Annotated in this window: 13 protein-coding genes; 10 read left to right on the top strand and 3 right to left on the bottom strand. The window is 55.9% G+C overall.

Going from position 1 to position 14,950, the window contains the following annotated elements:
* The first annotated feature begins 8 nt into the window (after window positions 1–8).
* Window positions 9–791, top strand: coding sequence for a 3'-5' ssDNA/RNA exonuclease TatD (gene tatD / locus ACUTSW_RS18775; protein ID WP_445585071.1), 783 nt, complete (start codon window positions 9–11; stop codon window positions 789–791).
* Window positions 792–805: 14 nt separating this feature from the next.
* Complete coding sequence (gene hemB / locus ACUTSW_RS18770; protein WP_062869245.1) at window positions 806–1,828, top strand: porphobilinogen synthase; 1,023 nt, start codon at window positions 806–808, stop codon at window positions 1,826–1,828.
* A 47-nt stretch (window positions 1,829–1,875) separates the two neighbouring features.
* Here the strand turns inward: hemB and rfaH are convergent, their stop codons facing one another.
* A complete protein-coding gene (gene rfaH, locus ACUTSW_RS18765; RefSeq protein ID WP_004951038.1) occupies window positions 1,876–2,364 on the bottom strand; it encodes a transcription/translation regulatory transformer protein RfaH in 489 nt (162 codons plus the stop codon).
* A gap of 245 nt (window positions 2,365–2,609) precedes the next feature.
* On the opposite strand from rfaH, the gene pepE reads away from it, so the two are divergent.
* From pepE to fre, 3 genes are all read left to right on the top strand, one after another.
* Window positions 2,610–3,335: a dipeptidase PepE gene (pepE, locus tag ACUTSW_RS18760; protein WP_445585070.1), complete on the top strand. Its 726-nt coding sequence runs from the start codon at window positions 2,610–2,612 to the stop codon at window positions 3,333–3,335.
* 88 nt (window positions 3,336–3,423) lie between these two features.
* Complete coding sequence (gene ubiD, locus ACUTSW_RS18755; RefSeq protein WP_153034554.1) at window positions 3,424–4,920, top strand: 4-hydroxy-3-polyprenylbenzoate decarboxylase; 1,497 nt, start codon at window positions 3,424–3,426, stop codon at window positions 4,918–4,920.
* 49 nt (window positions 4,921–4,969) lie between these two features.
* Window positions 4,970–5,671, top strand: a complete 702-nt coding sequence (fre, locus tag ACUTSW_RS18750; RefSeq protein WP_004951041.1) for an NAD(P)H-flavin reductase — start codon at window positions 4,970–4,972, stop codon at window positions 5,669–5,671.
* 172 nt (window positions 5,672–5,843) lie between these two features.
* Here fre and fadA read toward each other — a convergent pair whose 3' ends face one another.
* Window positions 5,844–7,007 carry an acetyl-CoA C-acyltransferase FadA gene (fadA, locus tag ACUTSW_RS18745; protein ID WP_445585069.1) on the bottom strand — a complete coding sequence of 388 codons (1,164 nt, stop codon included), beginning with the start codon at window positions 7,005–7,007 and terminating at the stop codon, window positions 5,844–5,846.
* A gap of 10 nt (window positions 7,008–7,017) precedes the next feature.
* On the bottom strand, window positions 7,018–9,207 hold the full coding sequence (gene fadB, locus ACUTSW_RS18740) for a fatty acid oxidation complex subunit alpha FadB (RefSeq protein ID WP_445585068.1): 2,190 nt from the start codon (window positions 9,205–9,207) through the stop codon (window positions 7,018–7,020).
* A gap of 234 nt (window positions 9,208–9,441) precedes the next feature.
* Here fadB and ACUTSW_RS18735 point away from each other — a divergent pair, with 234 nt between their 5' ends.
* From ACUTSW_RS18735 to hemG, 5 genes are all read left to right on the top strand, one after another.
* Complete coding sequence (locus tag ACUTSW_RS18735) at window positions 9,442–10,638, top strand: MFS transporter (RefSeq protein ID WP_445585067.1); 1,197 nt, start codon at window positions 9,442–9,444, stop codon at window positions 10,636–10,638.
* Between the two features lie 113 nt (window positions 10,639–10,751).
* Window positions 10,752–12,083: a Xaa-Pro dipeptidase gene (gene pepQ / locus ACUTSW_RS18730; RefSeq protein ID WP_445585066.1), complete on the top strand. Its 1,332-nt coding sequence runs from the start codon at window positions 10,752–10,754 to the stop codon at window positions 12,081–12,083.
* Entirely contained in the window at window positions 12,083–12,697 is a 615-nt protein-coding gene (locus ACUTSW_RS18725) for an IMPACT family protein (RefSeq protein ID WP_445585065.1), read from the top strand. The genes pepQ and ACUTSW_RS18725 overlap by 1 nt, the downstream gene beginning before the upstream one ends.
* 34 nt (window positions 12,698–12,731) lie before the next feature.
* The gene (trkH, locus tag ACUTSW_RS18720) at window positions 12,732–14,183 is read left to right on the top strand and encodes a Trk system potassium transporter TrkH (protein ID WP_004951050.1); all 1,452 of its coding nucleotides are present in this window, start codon (window positions 12,732–12,734) and stop codon (window positions 14,181–14,183) included.
* 22 nt (window positions 14,184–14,205) lie between these two features.
* The gene (gene hemG / locus ACUTSW_RS18715; RefSeq protein ID WP_063202411.1) at window positions 14,206–14,739 is read left to right on the top strand and encodes a menaquinone-dependent protoporphyrinogen IX dehydrogenase; all 534 of its coding nucleotides are present in this window, start codon (window positions 14,206–14,208) and stop codon (window positions 14,737–14,739) included.
* The last annotated feature ends 211 nt before the right edge of the window (window positions 14,740–14,950 follow it).

The raw sequence follows: 14,950 nt of genomic DNA, 5'->3' as shown, positions 1-14,950 counted from the left end.
GAAAAACCATGTTTGATATCGGTGTTAATCTTACCAGCTCACAGTTTGCCAAAGACCGCCCAGCGGTGGTGGAGCGCGCACGCGCCGCAGGGGTGAAGGGGGTGCTGATTACCGGTACCGACCTGCAGGAGAGCCAGGCCGCCAGTGAACTGGCGCAGTCACATGCCGGCTACTGTTGGTCTACTGCCGGTGTGCATCCGCATCAGGCCAGCAGTTGGAACGATCGGGTTGCGGAGCAAATTCACGCCTTGGCCTCCCGGCCAGAGGTGGTCGCTATCGGTGAATGCGGGTTGGATTTCAACCGCAACTTCTCCACCCCGGCGCAGCAGGAAGAGGCTTTCAGCGCCCAGTTGGCGCTGGCCGCAGAGCTGGGGATGCCGGTATTTCTTCATTGCCGCGATGCGCACGCACGTTTTGCCGCGCTGTTGGTGCCGTGGTTGGATAAACTGCCTGCGGCTGTGGTGCACTGCTTTACCGGCACCGCCCAGGAATTAGACAGCTGTCTGTCGCTGGGTCTTTCGATCGGCATTACCGGTTGGGTCTGTGATGAACGGCGTGGCCTGGAGCTGCGAGCGCTGTTGCCGCAGATCCCGGCGGACCGTTTATTGCTGGAAACTGACGCACCCTATCTGTTGCCCCGGGATTTACACCCTAAACCCGCATCTCGCCGCAACGAACCCTGTTTTTTGCCCCATATCGTCCGGCAGGTGGCTGCCTGGCGGCAAGAAGATCCTGAATGGTTGGGACAGAAAACCGATGAGAACGCCCGCCGGCTGTTCCGGCTGGTATGAGTTAGGAGAAAACTATGAGCTATGCATTTCCGGGCACCTTTCCAGGCCGCCGTATGCGCCGTGTGCGCCGTCATGATTTCAGCCGTCGTCTGGTGGCGGAGAATCAACTGACGGTTAACGACCTGATTTATCCGGTATTTGTCATGGAAGGCAGTAACCGTCAGGAAGCGGTAGCATCCATGCCCGGCGTATCGCGCATGAGCATCGATTTGTTGATTAAGGAAGCGGAAGCCATCGCCAAGCTTGGCGTGCCGGTGATCTCCCTGTTCCCGGTGATTGAACCTGGCCTGAAGTCATTGCATGCGGAAGAAGCTTATAATCCGGACGGTTTGGTGCAGCGTACGGTGCGTGCGTTGAAAGACGCGGTGCCAGAGCTGGGGGTTCTGACTGACGTGGCGCTGGATCCTTACACCACTCATGGCCAGGATGGCGTGATTGATGAGCACGGCTACGTCATTAACGATATCAGCAAAGATATTCTGGTGCGTCAGGCGTTATCCCATGCGGAAGCCGGAGCGGAAATCGTGGCGCCGAGCGATATGATGGACGGCCGTATCGGCGCGATCCGCGATCGTCTGGAGCATCAGGGGCTGATTAATACCCAGATCATGGCGTACTCCGCCAAATATGCCTCCTGCTACTATGGCCCGTTCCGCGATGCGCTCGGTTCCAGCGGCAATCTGAAAGGCGGCAACAAGAAAACCTATCAGATGGACCCTGCCAACAGTGACGAAGCGCTGCAGGAAATTGCGCAAGATCTCCAGGAAGGCGCGGATATGGTGATGGTGAAACCCGGTATGCCTTATCTCGATGTGGTGCGTCGGGTGAAAGACACCTTTGGCGTGCCGACCTTTGCCTATCAGGTTTCTGGTGAATATGCGATGCACATGGCGGCGATTCAGAACGGTTGGTTGCAGGAGCAACCGGCGGTGATGGAGTCGCTGATGTGCTTTAAGCGCGCCGGGGCTGATGGCGTGTTGACCTACTTCGCCAAACGGGTAGCCCAGTGGATGCACGATGAAGCGATGCAGCGCTAAGGCGTGAGTATCCAATAACAAAGGCGCCATTTGGGCGCCTTTTCGCTTTATAACTTTTGGAACTGCCGATTATCGACGCTTTGGCTGACCTGCTTGTTAATCAGGTTCAGCAGCAACATCGAGCGCGCTTCCCCGTCCGGCTCGGTGTAAATCGCCTTCAGCCCTTCGAACATGCCGTCGACGATCAGCACGGTATCGCCCGGCTGAGGGGTTTCCGGGTCGAAGTAGGTTTCACAGGTATGAGTCTGCAGCTCTTCGATAACCTTCTGCGGGATGGTCGTCGGCAGCGAGCCAAAGCGCACGAAATGGCTGACACCACGCGTTGCACTGATGGTCGTGGTGTGAATGCGCTCCGGGTCGAACTCCACAAACAGGTAGTTGGGGAACAGAGGCTCGCTGACCGCAATGCGTTTGCCGCGCACGACTTTTTCCAGCGTGATGATCGGGCTCAGGCAGTTCACTTCCTGTCGCACCAGATGTTCCTGCGCCCGTAAAAGTTGGCCGCGTTTGCAATACAGTAAGTACCAAGATTCCATAATTTCACATGCCTTTCTGTCAGCCGGTAAGCATATCAAAAGCCGGTACGGATACATAGTGATGCAAGTTTCCGCTTGTAACAGCCGCTATCTGCATGAATCGACGGTAATTAGCGGAGAGTCACACACTTATTCGCATGGCTTGGGTATAACAGAGGGCTGAAAATTTGTTACCGTCGCAAGTATGCCTTGGCCTGATGCGGCCTGATGTGACGTTATTCATCGTTTTTGATTGAGGGGAAGACATGGAGTTATTTCTGTTGAGCAACGGCAAGCTGTCCGGCGAGGATGAATTGTTGGGTTATGCCAAAAGCCGACTGCTGGCGATGATCGAGCGCCACGGGATTACGTCTGCCGTATTCGTCCCTTATGCCTTGATCCGCACTGACTACGATCAGCGTGCGCAGGAACTGGCGCAGACCCTGGGTATCCAGGTGACCAGCATTCATCACGCCGAATCTCCGGCGGCGGCGATTGATCAGGCGCAATGCATTTTGGTCAGCGGCGGCAACACCTGGATGCTGAACCAGATGCTGCATGAAAAGGGCCTGATCGTCCCCATCCAGCGGGCGGTTCGTGAACGTGGTGTACCTTATGTTGGTTGGAGCGCCGGCTGCAACGTCGCTACGCCAAGCATTCGCACCACTAATGATATGCCGGTGCGCAACAGCGTAGTGTTGCCGGCATTGGGTTTGTTCCCGGTACAGATTAACCCGCACTATATTGATGCGCATATCAGCGGCCACATGGGCGAAACCCGCGATGAACGTTTGGCGGAGTTCTGCGCGGTCAATCCGAGCGAATCGGTTGTGGCGCTGCGCGAGGGCAGCCTGCTGCACGTTGAGGGCAATGATTTGCGCTATTTCAGCGCCAGAGATCAAGGCTTCAAGGTTTTCCGCCACGGCGAGGAGGCCCGGGAGTATGACAATACGCAGGCGCTACGCCCGCTGGTGCCATTCACGTGCCACTGAGAACCGGCGATGTCTTTACCGGTGTTTAACAAAAGTGCAGCAACAACCGTGAAGAGGGCTTATAATGCCCTCCTCACTGGCCGTTATAATGATCAGCATGAAATACCGTGACTTACGCGATTTCCTCTCGTTGCTGGAAAAGAGAGGAGAACTAAAACGCATCAGCCAGCCGATTGATCCCTATCTGGAAATGACAGAAATTGCCGATCGTACTTTACGTGCGGGCGGCCCGGCGTTGCTGTTCGAAAACCCGAAAGGGTATGACATGCCGGTGCTGTGCAATCTGTTCGGCACGGCCAATCGCGTGGCGATGGGCATGGGCCAGGAGGATGTCAGTTCCTTGCGCGAGGTCGGCAAACTGCTGGCGTTTCTTAAAGAGCCGGAGCCGCCGAAGGGGTTTCGCGATCTGTTCGACAAGCTGCCGAAGTTCAAGCAAGTGCTGAATATGCCGACCAAGGTGCTGGGCTCCGCACCTTGCCAGGAGCAGGTATGGCAGGGCGATGACGTCGATCTCGGCCGCATTCCGGTGATGCACTGCTGGCCTGAAGACGCCGCACCGCTCATCACCTGGGGGTTGACCGTTACCCGCGGGCCGCAAAAAGAGCGGCAGAACCTGGGCATTTACCGTCAGCAGGTGCTGGGCAGGAATAAAGTGATCATGCGTTGGCTGTCGCACCGCGGCGGCGCGTTGGATTACCAGGAATGGTGCCAGGCGCATCCCGGTGAGCGTTTCCCGGTTGCGGTCGCATTGGGTGCAGATCCCGCCACTATCCTCGGTGCCGTCACGCCGGTGCCGGACAACCTGTCTGAATATGCCTTTGCCGGGTTGTTGCGCGGCAATAAAACTGAAGTGGTCAAGTGCATTTCCTGCGATCTGGAAGTGCCCGCCAGTGCGGAAATCGTGTTGGAAGGCTACATTGAGCCGGGTGAAATGGCGCCAGAAGGTCCGTATGGCGATCACACCGGTTACTACAACGAGATAGATCACTTCCCGGTATTCACCATTACCCACATCACCCAGCGTCGCGACGCAATTTATCACTCGACCTACACCGGCCGTCCGCCGGATGAGCCGGCGGTCTTGGGTGTGGCGCTGAACGAAGTCTTTGTTCCCATCTTGCAAAAGCAGTTCCCGGAAATCGTAGATTTCTATCTGCCGCCAGAAGGCTGCTCTTACCGCCTGGCGGTGGTGACTATCAAGAAACAGTATGCCGGTCACGCCAAGCGCGTGATGATGGGCGTCTGGTCGTTCCTGCGTCAGTTTATGTACACCAAGTTTGTTATCGTCTGTGATGATGACATTAACGCACGTGACTGGAATGATGTGATTTGGGCGATCACCACCAGAATGGATCCGGCAAGGGATACCGTAATGGTGGAGAACACGCCGATCGATTATCTGGACTTCGCCTCCCCGGTTTCCGGATTGGGATCGAAGATGGGGCTGGATGCCACCAATAAATGGCCGGGTGAAACCCAGCGCGAATGGGGCCGTCCAATTCAGATGGATGAAAAGGTGCGTGCGCGCGTCGATGAAATCTGGGATGAGCTCGCAATTTTCAGTGACAGAGAACCGACGCTGTAGCGCAGGCTCTGTTCTCAGTTTTGCATTGATGACCCGACAGAGGGAACGCATGACAATATTGAGCTGTAAAGTGACCTCCGTAGAGGCCATTACCGATACGGTTTATCGGGTACGTTTGGTGCCAGAAGCGCCGTTTTCTTTCAAGGCAGGACAGTATCTGATGGTGGTGATGGATGAGCGCGACAAGCGTCCTTTCTCACTGGCATCGACGCCTTCACAGCAAGAATATATCGAGCTGCATATCGGCGCTTCGGAGCTGAATCTGTACGCTATGGCGGTGATGGATCGCATCCTGAAAGAGCAGGCGATTACCGTCGATATCCCGCACGGCGATGCCTGGCTACGTGAAAACGGTAGCCGTCCGTTGGTGTTGATCGCCGGCGGTACCGGTTTCTCCTATGCACGCTCAATTCTGCTGACTGCGCTGGAGCAACAACCGGACCGCGATATCTCTATCTATTGGGGCGGGCGCGAACTGAAGCACCTGTATGATTTGAGTGAGCTGGAAGCGCTGTCGTTGCAGCACCCGAACCTGAAGGTGATCCCGGTGGTCGAACAGCCGGAAGACGAGTGGCGTGGCCGCAGCGGCACGGTGCTCAGTGCGGTATTGCAGGATTTCGGCACGCTGGCGGAGCACGATATTTATATTGCCGGCCGGTTCGAGATGGCCAAAATTGCCCGCGAGCGTTTCTGCGTTGAACGCGGTGCGCAGGAAGCGCATATGTTTGGCGATGCCTTCTCGTTCATCTGAGGCGTAAGGTTGACATAAAGTGGGGTGGCCGGTGGCTGCCCTTTTTTATTGGCGCGCCTGTAGATTTCAGGCATAAAAAAACCCGCCCCTGACAGGCGGGAAGTACGGCAACTAAACTTGTCGGGATGCTGCGGTTTGAATGAGTTACGCAGTCATCCCAAGATAGACACAGCTAAACGCGTTCAAATACGGTGGCAATCCCCTGACCTAGGCCGATACACATGGTCGCCAGACCAAATTGCACGTCACGGCGTTCCATGTTGTTCAACAGCGTGGTGGAGATACGTGAACCCGAGCAGCCCAGCGGGTGGCCCAAGGCAATGGCACCGCCGTTCAGGTTAATTTTATCGTCGATGCTGTCCAACAGCCCCAGATCCTTGATGCAGGGCAGTGACTGGGCGGCAAAGGCTTCATTCAATTCAAACAGATCGATGTCCTGTATGCTCAGGCCGGCGCGCTTCAGCGCCAGTTTGCTGGCCGGTACCGGGCCATAACCCATAATGGACGGATCGCAACCGACCACCGCCATAGAACGAATGCGGGCGCGGGCTTTCAGGCCGAGCGCTTTGGCGCGTGACTCGCTCATCAGCAACATGGCGGATGCGCCGTCGGATAAGGCCGAAGAGGTGCCGGCGGTTACGGTGCCATTGACCGGATCGAACGCCGGGCGCAGCGCCGCCAGGCTGGCAACGGTGGTTTCCGGGCGAATGACTTCGTCGTAGTCATAACGAGTCAGCACGCCATCGGCGTCATGGCCGGTGGTGGGAATGATTTCATTTTTGAAGTAACCGGCCAGGGTGGCGGCGTGCGCACGTTGGTGCGAGCGTGCCGCGAATTCATCCTGCATCTGGCGGCTGATATTGTGCATCTTGGCCAGCATTTCGGCGGTCAGGCCCATCATACCGGCGGCTTTCGCTACGCTGCGGCTCAGGCCAGGGTGGAAGTCGACGCCGTGATTCATCGGCACGTGGCCCATGTGCTCAACGCCGCCAATCAGGCTAACCTGCGCATCGCCGACCATAATGGTACGTGCTGCGTCGTGCAGAGCCTGCATGGACGAGCCGCACAGTCGGTTGACGGTAACGGCCGGTACGCTATGCGGAATTTCGGCCAGCAGCGAGGCATTACGGGCAATGTTAAACCCCTGTTCCAGCGTTTGTTGCACGCAGCCCCAGTAAATATCGTCAATTTCGGCGGCGTCCAGAGCCGGATTACGGCTCAGCACGGCACGCATCAGGTGAGCGGAAAGATCTTCAGCGCGTACCTGGCGGAAAGCGCCGCCCTTGGAGCGGCCCATCGGCGTGCGTACGGCGTCAACAATAACTACGTTTTCCATCTTTATGACCTCATGCCGGTTGGCCAGTGGCGATATCGGACAATGGCGTCGCCACCGGGTAGTAGCTTTCATTGCGTTCAGCTTTGGCGCGCAGGCCGGCAGGCACTTGATATAGAGCGCCAAGATGCGCGTAACGCTGGGCCAGTTCGACATAGTTTGCGGTGCCAAGCGTATCCAGGTAACGGAATGCTCCACCGTGGAACGGAGGGAACCCGATGCCGTAAACCAACGCCATATCGGCTTCAGCCGGGCTGGCGATGATATTCTCTTCCAGGCAGCGCACCACTTCGTTGATCATCGGGATCATCATTCGGGCGATAATTTCTTCGTCGCTGATGGTTTGGCGCGGTTGGGAGACGGCGGCCAACAGCGCATCGGTTTGCTCATCGTTGTCTTTACGCGGCTTGCCTTTGTTGTCCTGGCTGTAACGGTAGAAGCCCAACTGGTTTTTCTGACCAAAGCGCTGGTTGTCGAACATCACGTCGATGGCGTCGCGATAATCTTTGCCCATACGCTCAGGGAAACCGGCCGCCATTACCGCCTGGGCATGGTGCGCGGTATCGATCCCCACCACGTCGAGCAGGTAAGCCGGGCCCATTGGCCAGCCAAACTGTTTTTCCATTACCTTATCGATTTGGCGGAAATCCACCCCATCGCGCAGCAGCATGCTGAAGCCGGCAAAATAGGGGAACAGTACGCGGTTGACGAAGAACCCCGGGCAGTCGTTGACCACGATCGGCGTTTTGCCCATGCGGGTGGCGTAGGCCACTACGGCGGCGATGGTGTTGTCGCTGGTCTGCTCGCCACGGATGATTTCCACCAGCGGCATGCGATGCACCGGGTTAAAGAAGTGCATGCCGCAGAAGTTTTGCGGGCGCTTCAGTGATTTTGCCAGGTGATTAATCGGAATGGTCGAGGTATTGGATGCCAGCACTGTGTCTTCACCGATCAGACCTTCCACCTCGGACAACACTGCTGCTTTGATCTTCGGATTCTCGACCACGGCTTCAACGATCACTTGTGCGCGTTCGATACCGGCATAATCCAGCGTCGGCTGAATGGTCGACAGCACCTGCGCCATCTTCATGCCGTCCAGCTTGCCGCGCTCCAGCTGTTTGTTCAGCAGTTTGGCGGCTTCGTTCATGCCGAGCGCCAGGGATTTGTCGCTGATGTCTTTCATTATCACCGGCACGCCTTTCAGCGCTGACTGGTAAGCGATGCCGCCGCCCATAATGCCTGCGCCCAATACCGCAGCCTGCTTCGGCGCTTCCGCGTTTTTGGCCAGCTTTTTCGCCTGGCTTTTCACAAACTGATCGTTGAGGAAGATACCGACCAGTGCGCGCGCTTCGTTGGAACGCGCCAAAGGCACAAAGCTGGCGGTTTCCAATTTCAAGGCTTCATCGCGGCCCAATTTGGCGGCGGCTTCGATGGTTTTCACCGCGGTCATCGGCGCTGGATAATGTTTGCCTGCGGTTTGCAGCACCATGCCTTTGGCGGTGGTGAAGCTCATGGCCGCTTCGATTGGGCTGAGTTTCAACGGATCGAGTTTCGGTTGACGATAGGCTCGCCAGTCCAAGTGACCGTCAATAGCCTGTTGCAGCATTTTCAGCGCGGCTTCTACCAATTTCTCCGGTGCGACCACCGCATCCACCAGACCGACCTTCAGTGCGTCTTTGGCGCTGACGTCTTTACCGGCGGCGATAATCTCCAGCGCGCTGTCGTTACCCAACAGGCGTGGCAAGCGAACGGAACCGCCGAAGCCCGGCATAATGCCCAGCTTGGTTTCCGGCAGGCCAATGCGCGCATCGGGAGAGGCGACCCTGAAGTCGGTTGCCAGAATGCATTCGCAGCCGCCACCGAGCGCATAGCTGTTAATGGCCGAAATGGTCGGTACCGGCAGATCTTCCAGTCGGTTAAAGGTCGCGTTGGCGAAGGCCAGCCATTGGTGCAGTTTTTCAGCCGGAGCCGCGAACAGCGAAAGGAATTCGGTGATATCGGCACCGACAATAAATGCGGCCTTGCTGGAACGCACCAGCAGCCCTTTCAGCCCGGTCTGTTTTTCCAGTACGTCGAGCGCTTCGCCCAGGCTGGCAACGGTGCGGGTATCCAGCTTGTTTATCGAGCCTGGGGCATTGAACACCAACTCGGCGATGCCGTTATCGAGCCAGTGCAGTTGTAATGTTTCGCCTTGGTAGAGCATGTCTATCTCCTGAATCAGCGTTTGATCTGGTATGACCAGATGATGAGGAGTGTGGTTTTTATGTTAACAATATGCAAATAAGAGATTGCGTTTTTGCAAAGCGGATCACATGAGTTAAATTTAACATATTGATTTTATATGAAATTATATTTTTGGCGTTCTTGTCATTTGCCGGGAGCCAAAAGGCTCAATACACTTGCCCGAGATAGAGCGCTACCCACGCAGAGGTGCTGGATGACTAAAGCGATATGTGCAAGACAGAGCAGATTTTGGAGTATTCCCGCCAGAACCATGACGCTGTCGTGTTTGTTGGTCTTTATGGCGCAGATGGCGACAACGGTGTATTTGCCTTCTTTGCCGACGGTGATGCAGGAACTGGCGATGACGCGCCACGCCACTGAGCTCTCCATATCCCTGTTCGTGATTGGCGCTGCATTGCCAGTGCTGTTCTGGGGGGCCGCGGCCGATCGTTTTGGCCGCCGTCTGCCGCTGACGCTTTCTCTGGTGTTGTTTATCGGCTGCAGCGCGCTGTTGGCGTTTTGTCACAATGGCATCCAATTGTTGGTGCTGCGCACTCTGCAGGGCGCTGCTGCCGGTGGGGCGGCGATCATCGCGCGCATTATTGTGCGCGACAACTGGAGCGGGGATGAGCTGGCGCGGCGTCTCTCGGTGCTGTCGATAGCCTTCATCACTGCACTGGGCGGCGGGCAGTTTATTGGCGGGCTGCTCAGCCGGTATTCGCACTGGCAAATGGGTTTTGTGTTAATGGGGCTAACCGGGCTGGCGATCCTGCTGTTAATGGCGACGTTGCCGTTGGAGGCGGGCCGTGCGGTGGGCCAACGGCCTGCAATGGCGGCGACCTATTGGCGTATCCTGCTTCGTCCGGGCTTTTTCTGGCCGGCCTGCGTGGGCGGGGTGGGGTTTGCTACGACGGTAACCTTGCAGGAGGTGAGCCCGTTTGTGATGCAGCAGGGCTTTGGCCTCAACGTTACCGCCTTTGGTGCGTTGGGGCTGGTGATCGGCGTGGCTTACTTTACCGGAGCGATGGCGGTGAACCGCACGGTGGCCCGTTTGGGAGGCAAACGGCTGATGCAGGTGGGAACGAGCATGGTCGCATTGGCGACCGTCACGATTATGCTGTTGTGGTGGAGCGGCATGTTGGTGGGAGTTTCCGGCATGACGATATTTATTACCTTGTATTGCCTGGCGATTTTTGGCCAGGCGGTGCTGTTCCCGAATAGCATGGCGATGGCCGTCAGCGACGCTAAAGAACAGGGTGCTTATGCCATGGCGTTATGCGGTTTTCTGCAGCAATGCCTGGCGGGCGTGGCCGCTGCCGGTGCTGCTTTGTTGGAGCATGGTGGTCTGTGGACGATGGCAATTGCACTGCTTGGTTTACTTGGTTGGTTGATTGTTCAGCGGCGGATGTAACGACGTTTACGCTGATTTGCGAACTGCCCCGCATGCCAGAAGTGATGGGGTTGGTGCGCCAGAGCGGTGTGTTAAGATGGCGCATTCCGTTTTAAGGGTATAAGGGTATTGTGATGGAAACGCTGGCTTCATTGTATAACGACCACTTGGCAGAGCTGCAAAAACGGGCGCGTGAGGTATTGGCGCGCAACAAACTGGATGCTCTGTTGATTCATTCCGGAGAACTGCAACGGGTTTTTCTGGACGACCATAGCTATCCGTTCAAAGTGAATGCGCACTTCAAGGCTTGGGTGCCCGTCACATCGGTACCGAACTGCTGGTTGTGGGTGGATGGCGTTAACAAACCGAAGCTGTGGTTCTATTCGCCGGTTGATTACTGGCACAGCGTTGAGCCGCTGCCGGACAGCTTCTGGACCAAGTCTATCGATCTGTTGCCGCTGGCCAATGCGGATGATATCGCTCAGCAGCTTCCTGCTCAGCGTGAGCGCGTGGGCTATATCGGTTACGGGCAGCAACGCGCCCGCGATCTCGGTATCCCAGCGGAAAACGTGAACCCGAAAGCGGTGCTGAACTACCTGGATTTCCATCGTTCAATCAAAACCGGTTACGAGCAGGCCTGCATGCGCGAAGCGCAAAAGACGGCCGTTATGGGGCACCGTGCGGCCCATGAAGCCTTCCTGTCCGGCATGAGCGAGTTTGACATCAATCAGGCCTACCTCACTGCTACAGGTCACCGCGATACCGATGTGCCTTATGACAATATTGTGGCGCTGAATGAACATGCGGCAGTGTTGCATTACACCAAGCTGAACCATCGGCCGCCAGCCGAATCGCTGAGCTTCCTGCTTGACGCCGGTGCGGAATACAACGGCTATGCCGCCGATTTGACGCGTACCTATGCAGGCCAGAGCGGCAGTGATTTCGCACAGTTGGTGAAGGATCTCAATACCGAGATGTTGGCGCTGGTGGGTACCATCAAAACGGGAGTGCGCTACACCGACTACCATGTGCAGATGCATCAACGTATCGCCAAATTGCTCAAGAACCACAAGCTGGTGAGCGGTATCAGCGAAGAAGCCATGGTGGAACAGGGGATCACCACCCCATTCCTGCCGCATGGCCTTGGCCATCCTCTGGGCTTGCAGGTGCATGACGCCGCCGGCTTTATGCAGGACGAGCAGGGTACGCATCTGGCAGCGCCGTCCAAATATCCGTTCCTGCGTTGTACCCGAGTGTTGCAGCCCGGCATGGTGCTGACTATCGAACCTGGCCTGTATTTTATTGAGTCATTGTTGGCGCCGTGGCGTAGTGGTGAGTTTAGCAAGCACTTTGCCTGGGATCGCATTGATGCGCTGAAACCTTATGGGGGAATGCGTATTGAAGACAATATCGTGATCCACGAGAAGCGTATCGAGAACATGACGCGCGATCTGAATCTGGCCTGATGCAGCCTTATCCGATCCCTGCGGGGCCCGTCAGCGTCAGCGAAGAGATAAAGAAGAGTCGTTTTATCACCTTGTTGGCGCCGACGTGCGGGCCGGATGCAGCAAAGGCATTTATCCAACAGACCCGTGATGAGCACCCGGCGGCACGGCATCATTGTTGGGCGTTTATCGCCGGGCCACCGAATGATTCACAGCAGTTGGGTTTCTCCGACGACGGTGAGCCTTCCGGCACCGCGGGTAAACCGATCCTCGCGCAGCTTATGGGCAGCGGCATAGGTGAGATCACCGCCGTAGTGGTACGTTATTACGGCGGCATCAAGTTGGGCACCGGTGGCTTGGTGCGAGCCTATGGCAGCGGCGTGCAGCAGGCGCTAAAGCAGTTGATTGTGAGCAACAAGGTTCCGCAGGCCGAATATACTTTGCAATGTGACTATGCGCAGCTGGCGCTGGTCGAGAATCTGTTACAGCAAACTGAGGGGCGGATCGTTCAGGGTGAATATGGCGTTTGCGTCATGCTGCACCTGGCTTTGCCGGTAACCGTCGTTGAGACCTTTGGGAAAAAATTACGTGATCTCAGTCGCGGTAATTTGCAATTGATCCCTGTTTCGCAATAATTCCCCCAACTGAATTGCTAAGGATCGTGCTGAAATGCATTTTCGCGCCATAACCCGTATCGTAGGTTTGCTGGTCATCTTATTCTCCGGGACGATGTTTATTCCTGGTCTGGTGGCGTTGATATATCGCGATGGGGCAGGCAGGGCTTTCAGCCAGACCTTCTTTGTGGCGGTGACGATTGGCCTGATCCTGTGGTGGCCTAATCGCAAACAAAAACATGAGCTGAAGCCACGTGAAGGTTTCCTGATTGTAGTGCTGTTCTGGACGGTACTGGGTAGCGTGGGGGCCCTCCCATTTTTATTCTCTGAACGTCCTAATCTGTCGCTTACTGATGCTTTTTTTGAGTCGTTTTCCGGCTTGACTACCACCGGCGCGACGACGCTGGTGGGGTTGGATTCGTTGCCTAAAGCCATTTTGTTCTACCGGCAGATGCTGCAGTGGATGGGCGGGATGGGGATCATCGTGTTGGCGGTAGCAATATTGCCGATCCTCGGCGTCGGCGGCATGCAGCTGTATCGCGCGGAAATGCCCGGCCCACTGAAAGATAACAAAATGCGCCCGCGTATTGCCGAAACGGCCAAAACCTTGTGGCTGATCTATGTTCTGTTGACGATTGCCTGTGCGCTGGCGTTATGGGGGGCGGGGATGTCAGTCTTTGACGCTATTGGCCACAGCTTCTCAACCATCGCCATCGGTGGTTTCTCTACCCACGATGCCAGCATTGGTTATTACGCCAGTCCGACCATCAACACCATAATTGCTATTTTCCTGTTGATCTCTGGTTGTAACTACGGCTTGCACTTCGCCCTGTTAAGCGGTCGCAATCTGAAAGTGTACTGGCGCGATCCTGAGTTCCGCATGTTCATTGCCGTGCAATTTACGCTGGTTGTGGTCTGTACTGCGGTCCTGTGGGGCCATGGCGTCTATAAAACCGGCATGGAGACACTTAATCAGGCTTTCTTCCAGGTGGTGTCTATGGCGACGACGGCGGGTTTTACCACTGACAGCATTTCCAAGTGGCCGCTATTCCTGCCTATGTTGCTGTTGTGTTCTGCTTTTATTGGCGGCTGTGCAGGCTCGACCGGCGGCGGTCTGAAGGTTATCCGTATTCTGTTGCTGTATCTGCAAGGCTCGCGTGAGCTGAAAAGGTTGGTGCATCCTAATGCGGTTTATACCATTAAGCTGGGTAACCGTGCGCTGCCGGAAAGGATCCTGGAGGCGGTGTGGGGGTTCTTCTCGGCTTACGCCCTGGTCTTTATCGTCAGCATGTTGGCGATTATCGCCACCGGCGTTGATGACTTCTCCGCCTTTGCCGCCGTAACGGCAACGCTGAATAACCTCGGGCCGGGACTGGGCGTGGTAGCGGATAACTTTACGACTATGCCTGCGGCGGCGAAGTGGATTCTGGTTTTGACCATGCTGTTCGGACGACTGGAAGTCTTTACGTTGCTGGTTCTCTTTACGCCAACGTTCTGGCGTGAATGATCCTGATAGAAGGAGTAACGCCGTGAAGGCACTGATTCTTTATTCGAGCCGTGATGGGCAAACGCGTTCTATCGCTTCTTATATAGCAAGTAAATTGCAGGATACATTGGGCTGTGACGTGATTGACTTGTTGCAGGCAGAGAATATCGATCTCAGCCAGTATCAACAGGTGTTGATTGGCGCTTCGGTGCGTTACGGCCATTTCCATCCGGTGCTGGAAAAGTTCGTTAAGCAGCATGCCGACCAGTTGAACCGGATGCCGAGTGCGTTCTTTTCCGTTAACTTGACCGCCCGCAAGGCGGACAAACGTTCGCCGCAGACCAATGCCTATACCCGTAAGTTCCTGCTTTCCTCTCCGTGGCAGCCAAAACAGTGCGTGGTGTTTGCCGGCGCGTTGCGCTACCCGCGTTATCGTTGGTTTGATCGCGTCATGATTCAATTTATTATGCGTATGACGGGAGGAGAAACGGATACCAGTAAAGAAGTGGAGTATACCGATTGGCATCAGGTGGACCGTTTTACTCAAGAGTTTGGTCAAATTCAGTATGAAAAGTGACGGAATCGCTGGCTTGTGCAGCGTTTTGCCGAAAAAATCCGCGCTTGAAAAGTTTTTTGCATTTAGGGGTTGCGGCCTTCTGAGAACTCCCTATAATGCGCCTCCACTGACCGGGAACAACGACTCCTCTAACGAGAACCAGTCGCCAGGTCGGTAAGAGAAAAGCGAAATAAACGCTTGACTCTTCGGGTGAAAAGCGTAGTATACGCCA

Source organism: Serratia sp. TSA_198.1 (genome assembly GCF_052686505.1).
Note: the sequence above shows the minus strand (reverse complement) of the source record. Positions and strands in the feature narration are given on the sequence as shown.

What these genes read in the sequence shown, in the direction of transcription:
- tatD (WP_445585071.1), top strand. Translation starts at nt 9, where the DNA reads ATGTTTGATATCGGTGTTAATCTTACCAGCTCACAGTTTGCCAAAGAC.
- hemB (WP_062869245.1), top strand. Translation starts at nt 806, where the DNA reads ATGAGCTATGCATTTCCGGGCACCTTTCCAGGCCGCCGTATGCGCCGT.
- rfaH (WP_004951038.1), bottom strand. Translation starts at nt 2,364, where the DNA reads ATGGAATCTTGGTACTTACTGTATTGCAAACGCGGCCAACTTTTACGG.
- pepE (WP_445585070.1), top strand. Translation starts at nt 2,610, where the DNA reads ATGGAGTTATTTCTGTTGAGCAACGGCAAGCTGTCCGGCGAGGATGAA.
- ubiD (WP_153034554.1), top strand. Translation starts at nt 3,424, where the DNA reads ATGATCAGCATGAAATACCGTGACTTACGCGATTTCCTCTCGTTGCTG.
- fre (WP_004951041.1), top strand. Translation starts at nt 4,970, where the DNA reads ATGACAATATTGAGCTGTAAAGTGACCTCCGTAGAGGCCATTACCGAT.
- fadA (WP_445585069.1), bottom strand. Translation starts at nt 7,007, where the DNA reads ATGGAAAACGTAGTTATTGTTGACGCCGTACGCACGCCGATGGGCCGC.
- fadB (WP_445585068.1), bottom strand. Translation starts at nt 9,207, where the DNA reads ATGCTCTACCAAGGCGAAACATTACAACTGCACTGGCTCGATAACGGC.
- ACUTSW_RS18735 (WP_445585067.1), top strand. Translation starts at nt 9,442, where the DNA reads ATGACTAAAGCGATATGTGCAAGACAGAGCAGATTTTGGAGTATTCCC.
- pepQ (WP_445585066.1), top strand. Translation starts at nt 10,752, where the DNA reads ATGGAAACGCTGGCTTCATTGTATAACGACCACTTGGCAGAGCTGCAA.
- ACUTSW_RS18725 (WP_445585065.1), top strand. Translation starts at nt 12,083, where the DNA reads ATGCAGCCTTATCCGATCCCTGCGGGGCCCGTCAGCGTCAGCGAAGAG.
- trkH (WP_004951050.1), top strand. Translation starts at nt 12,732, where the DNA reads ATGCATTTTCGCGCCATAACCCGTATCGTAGGTTTGCTGGTCATCTTA.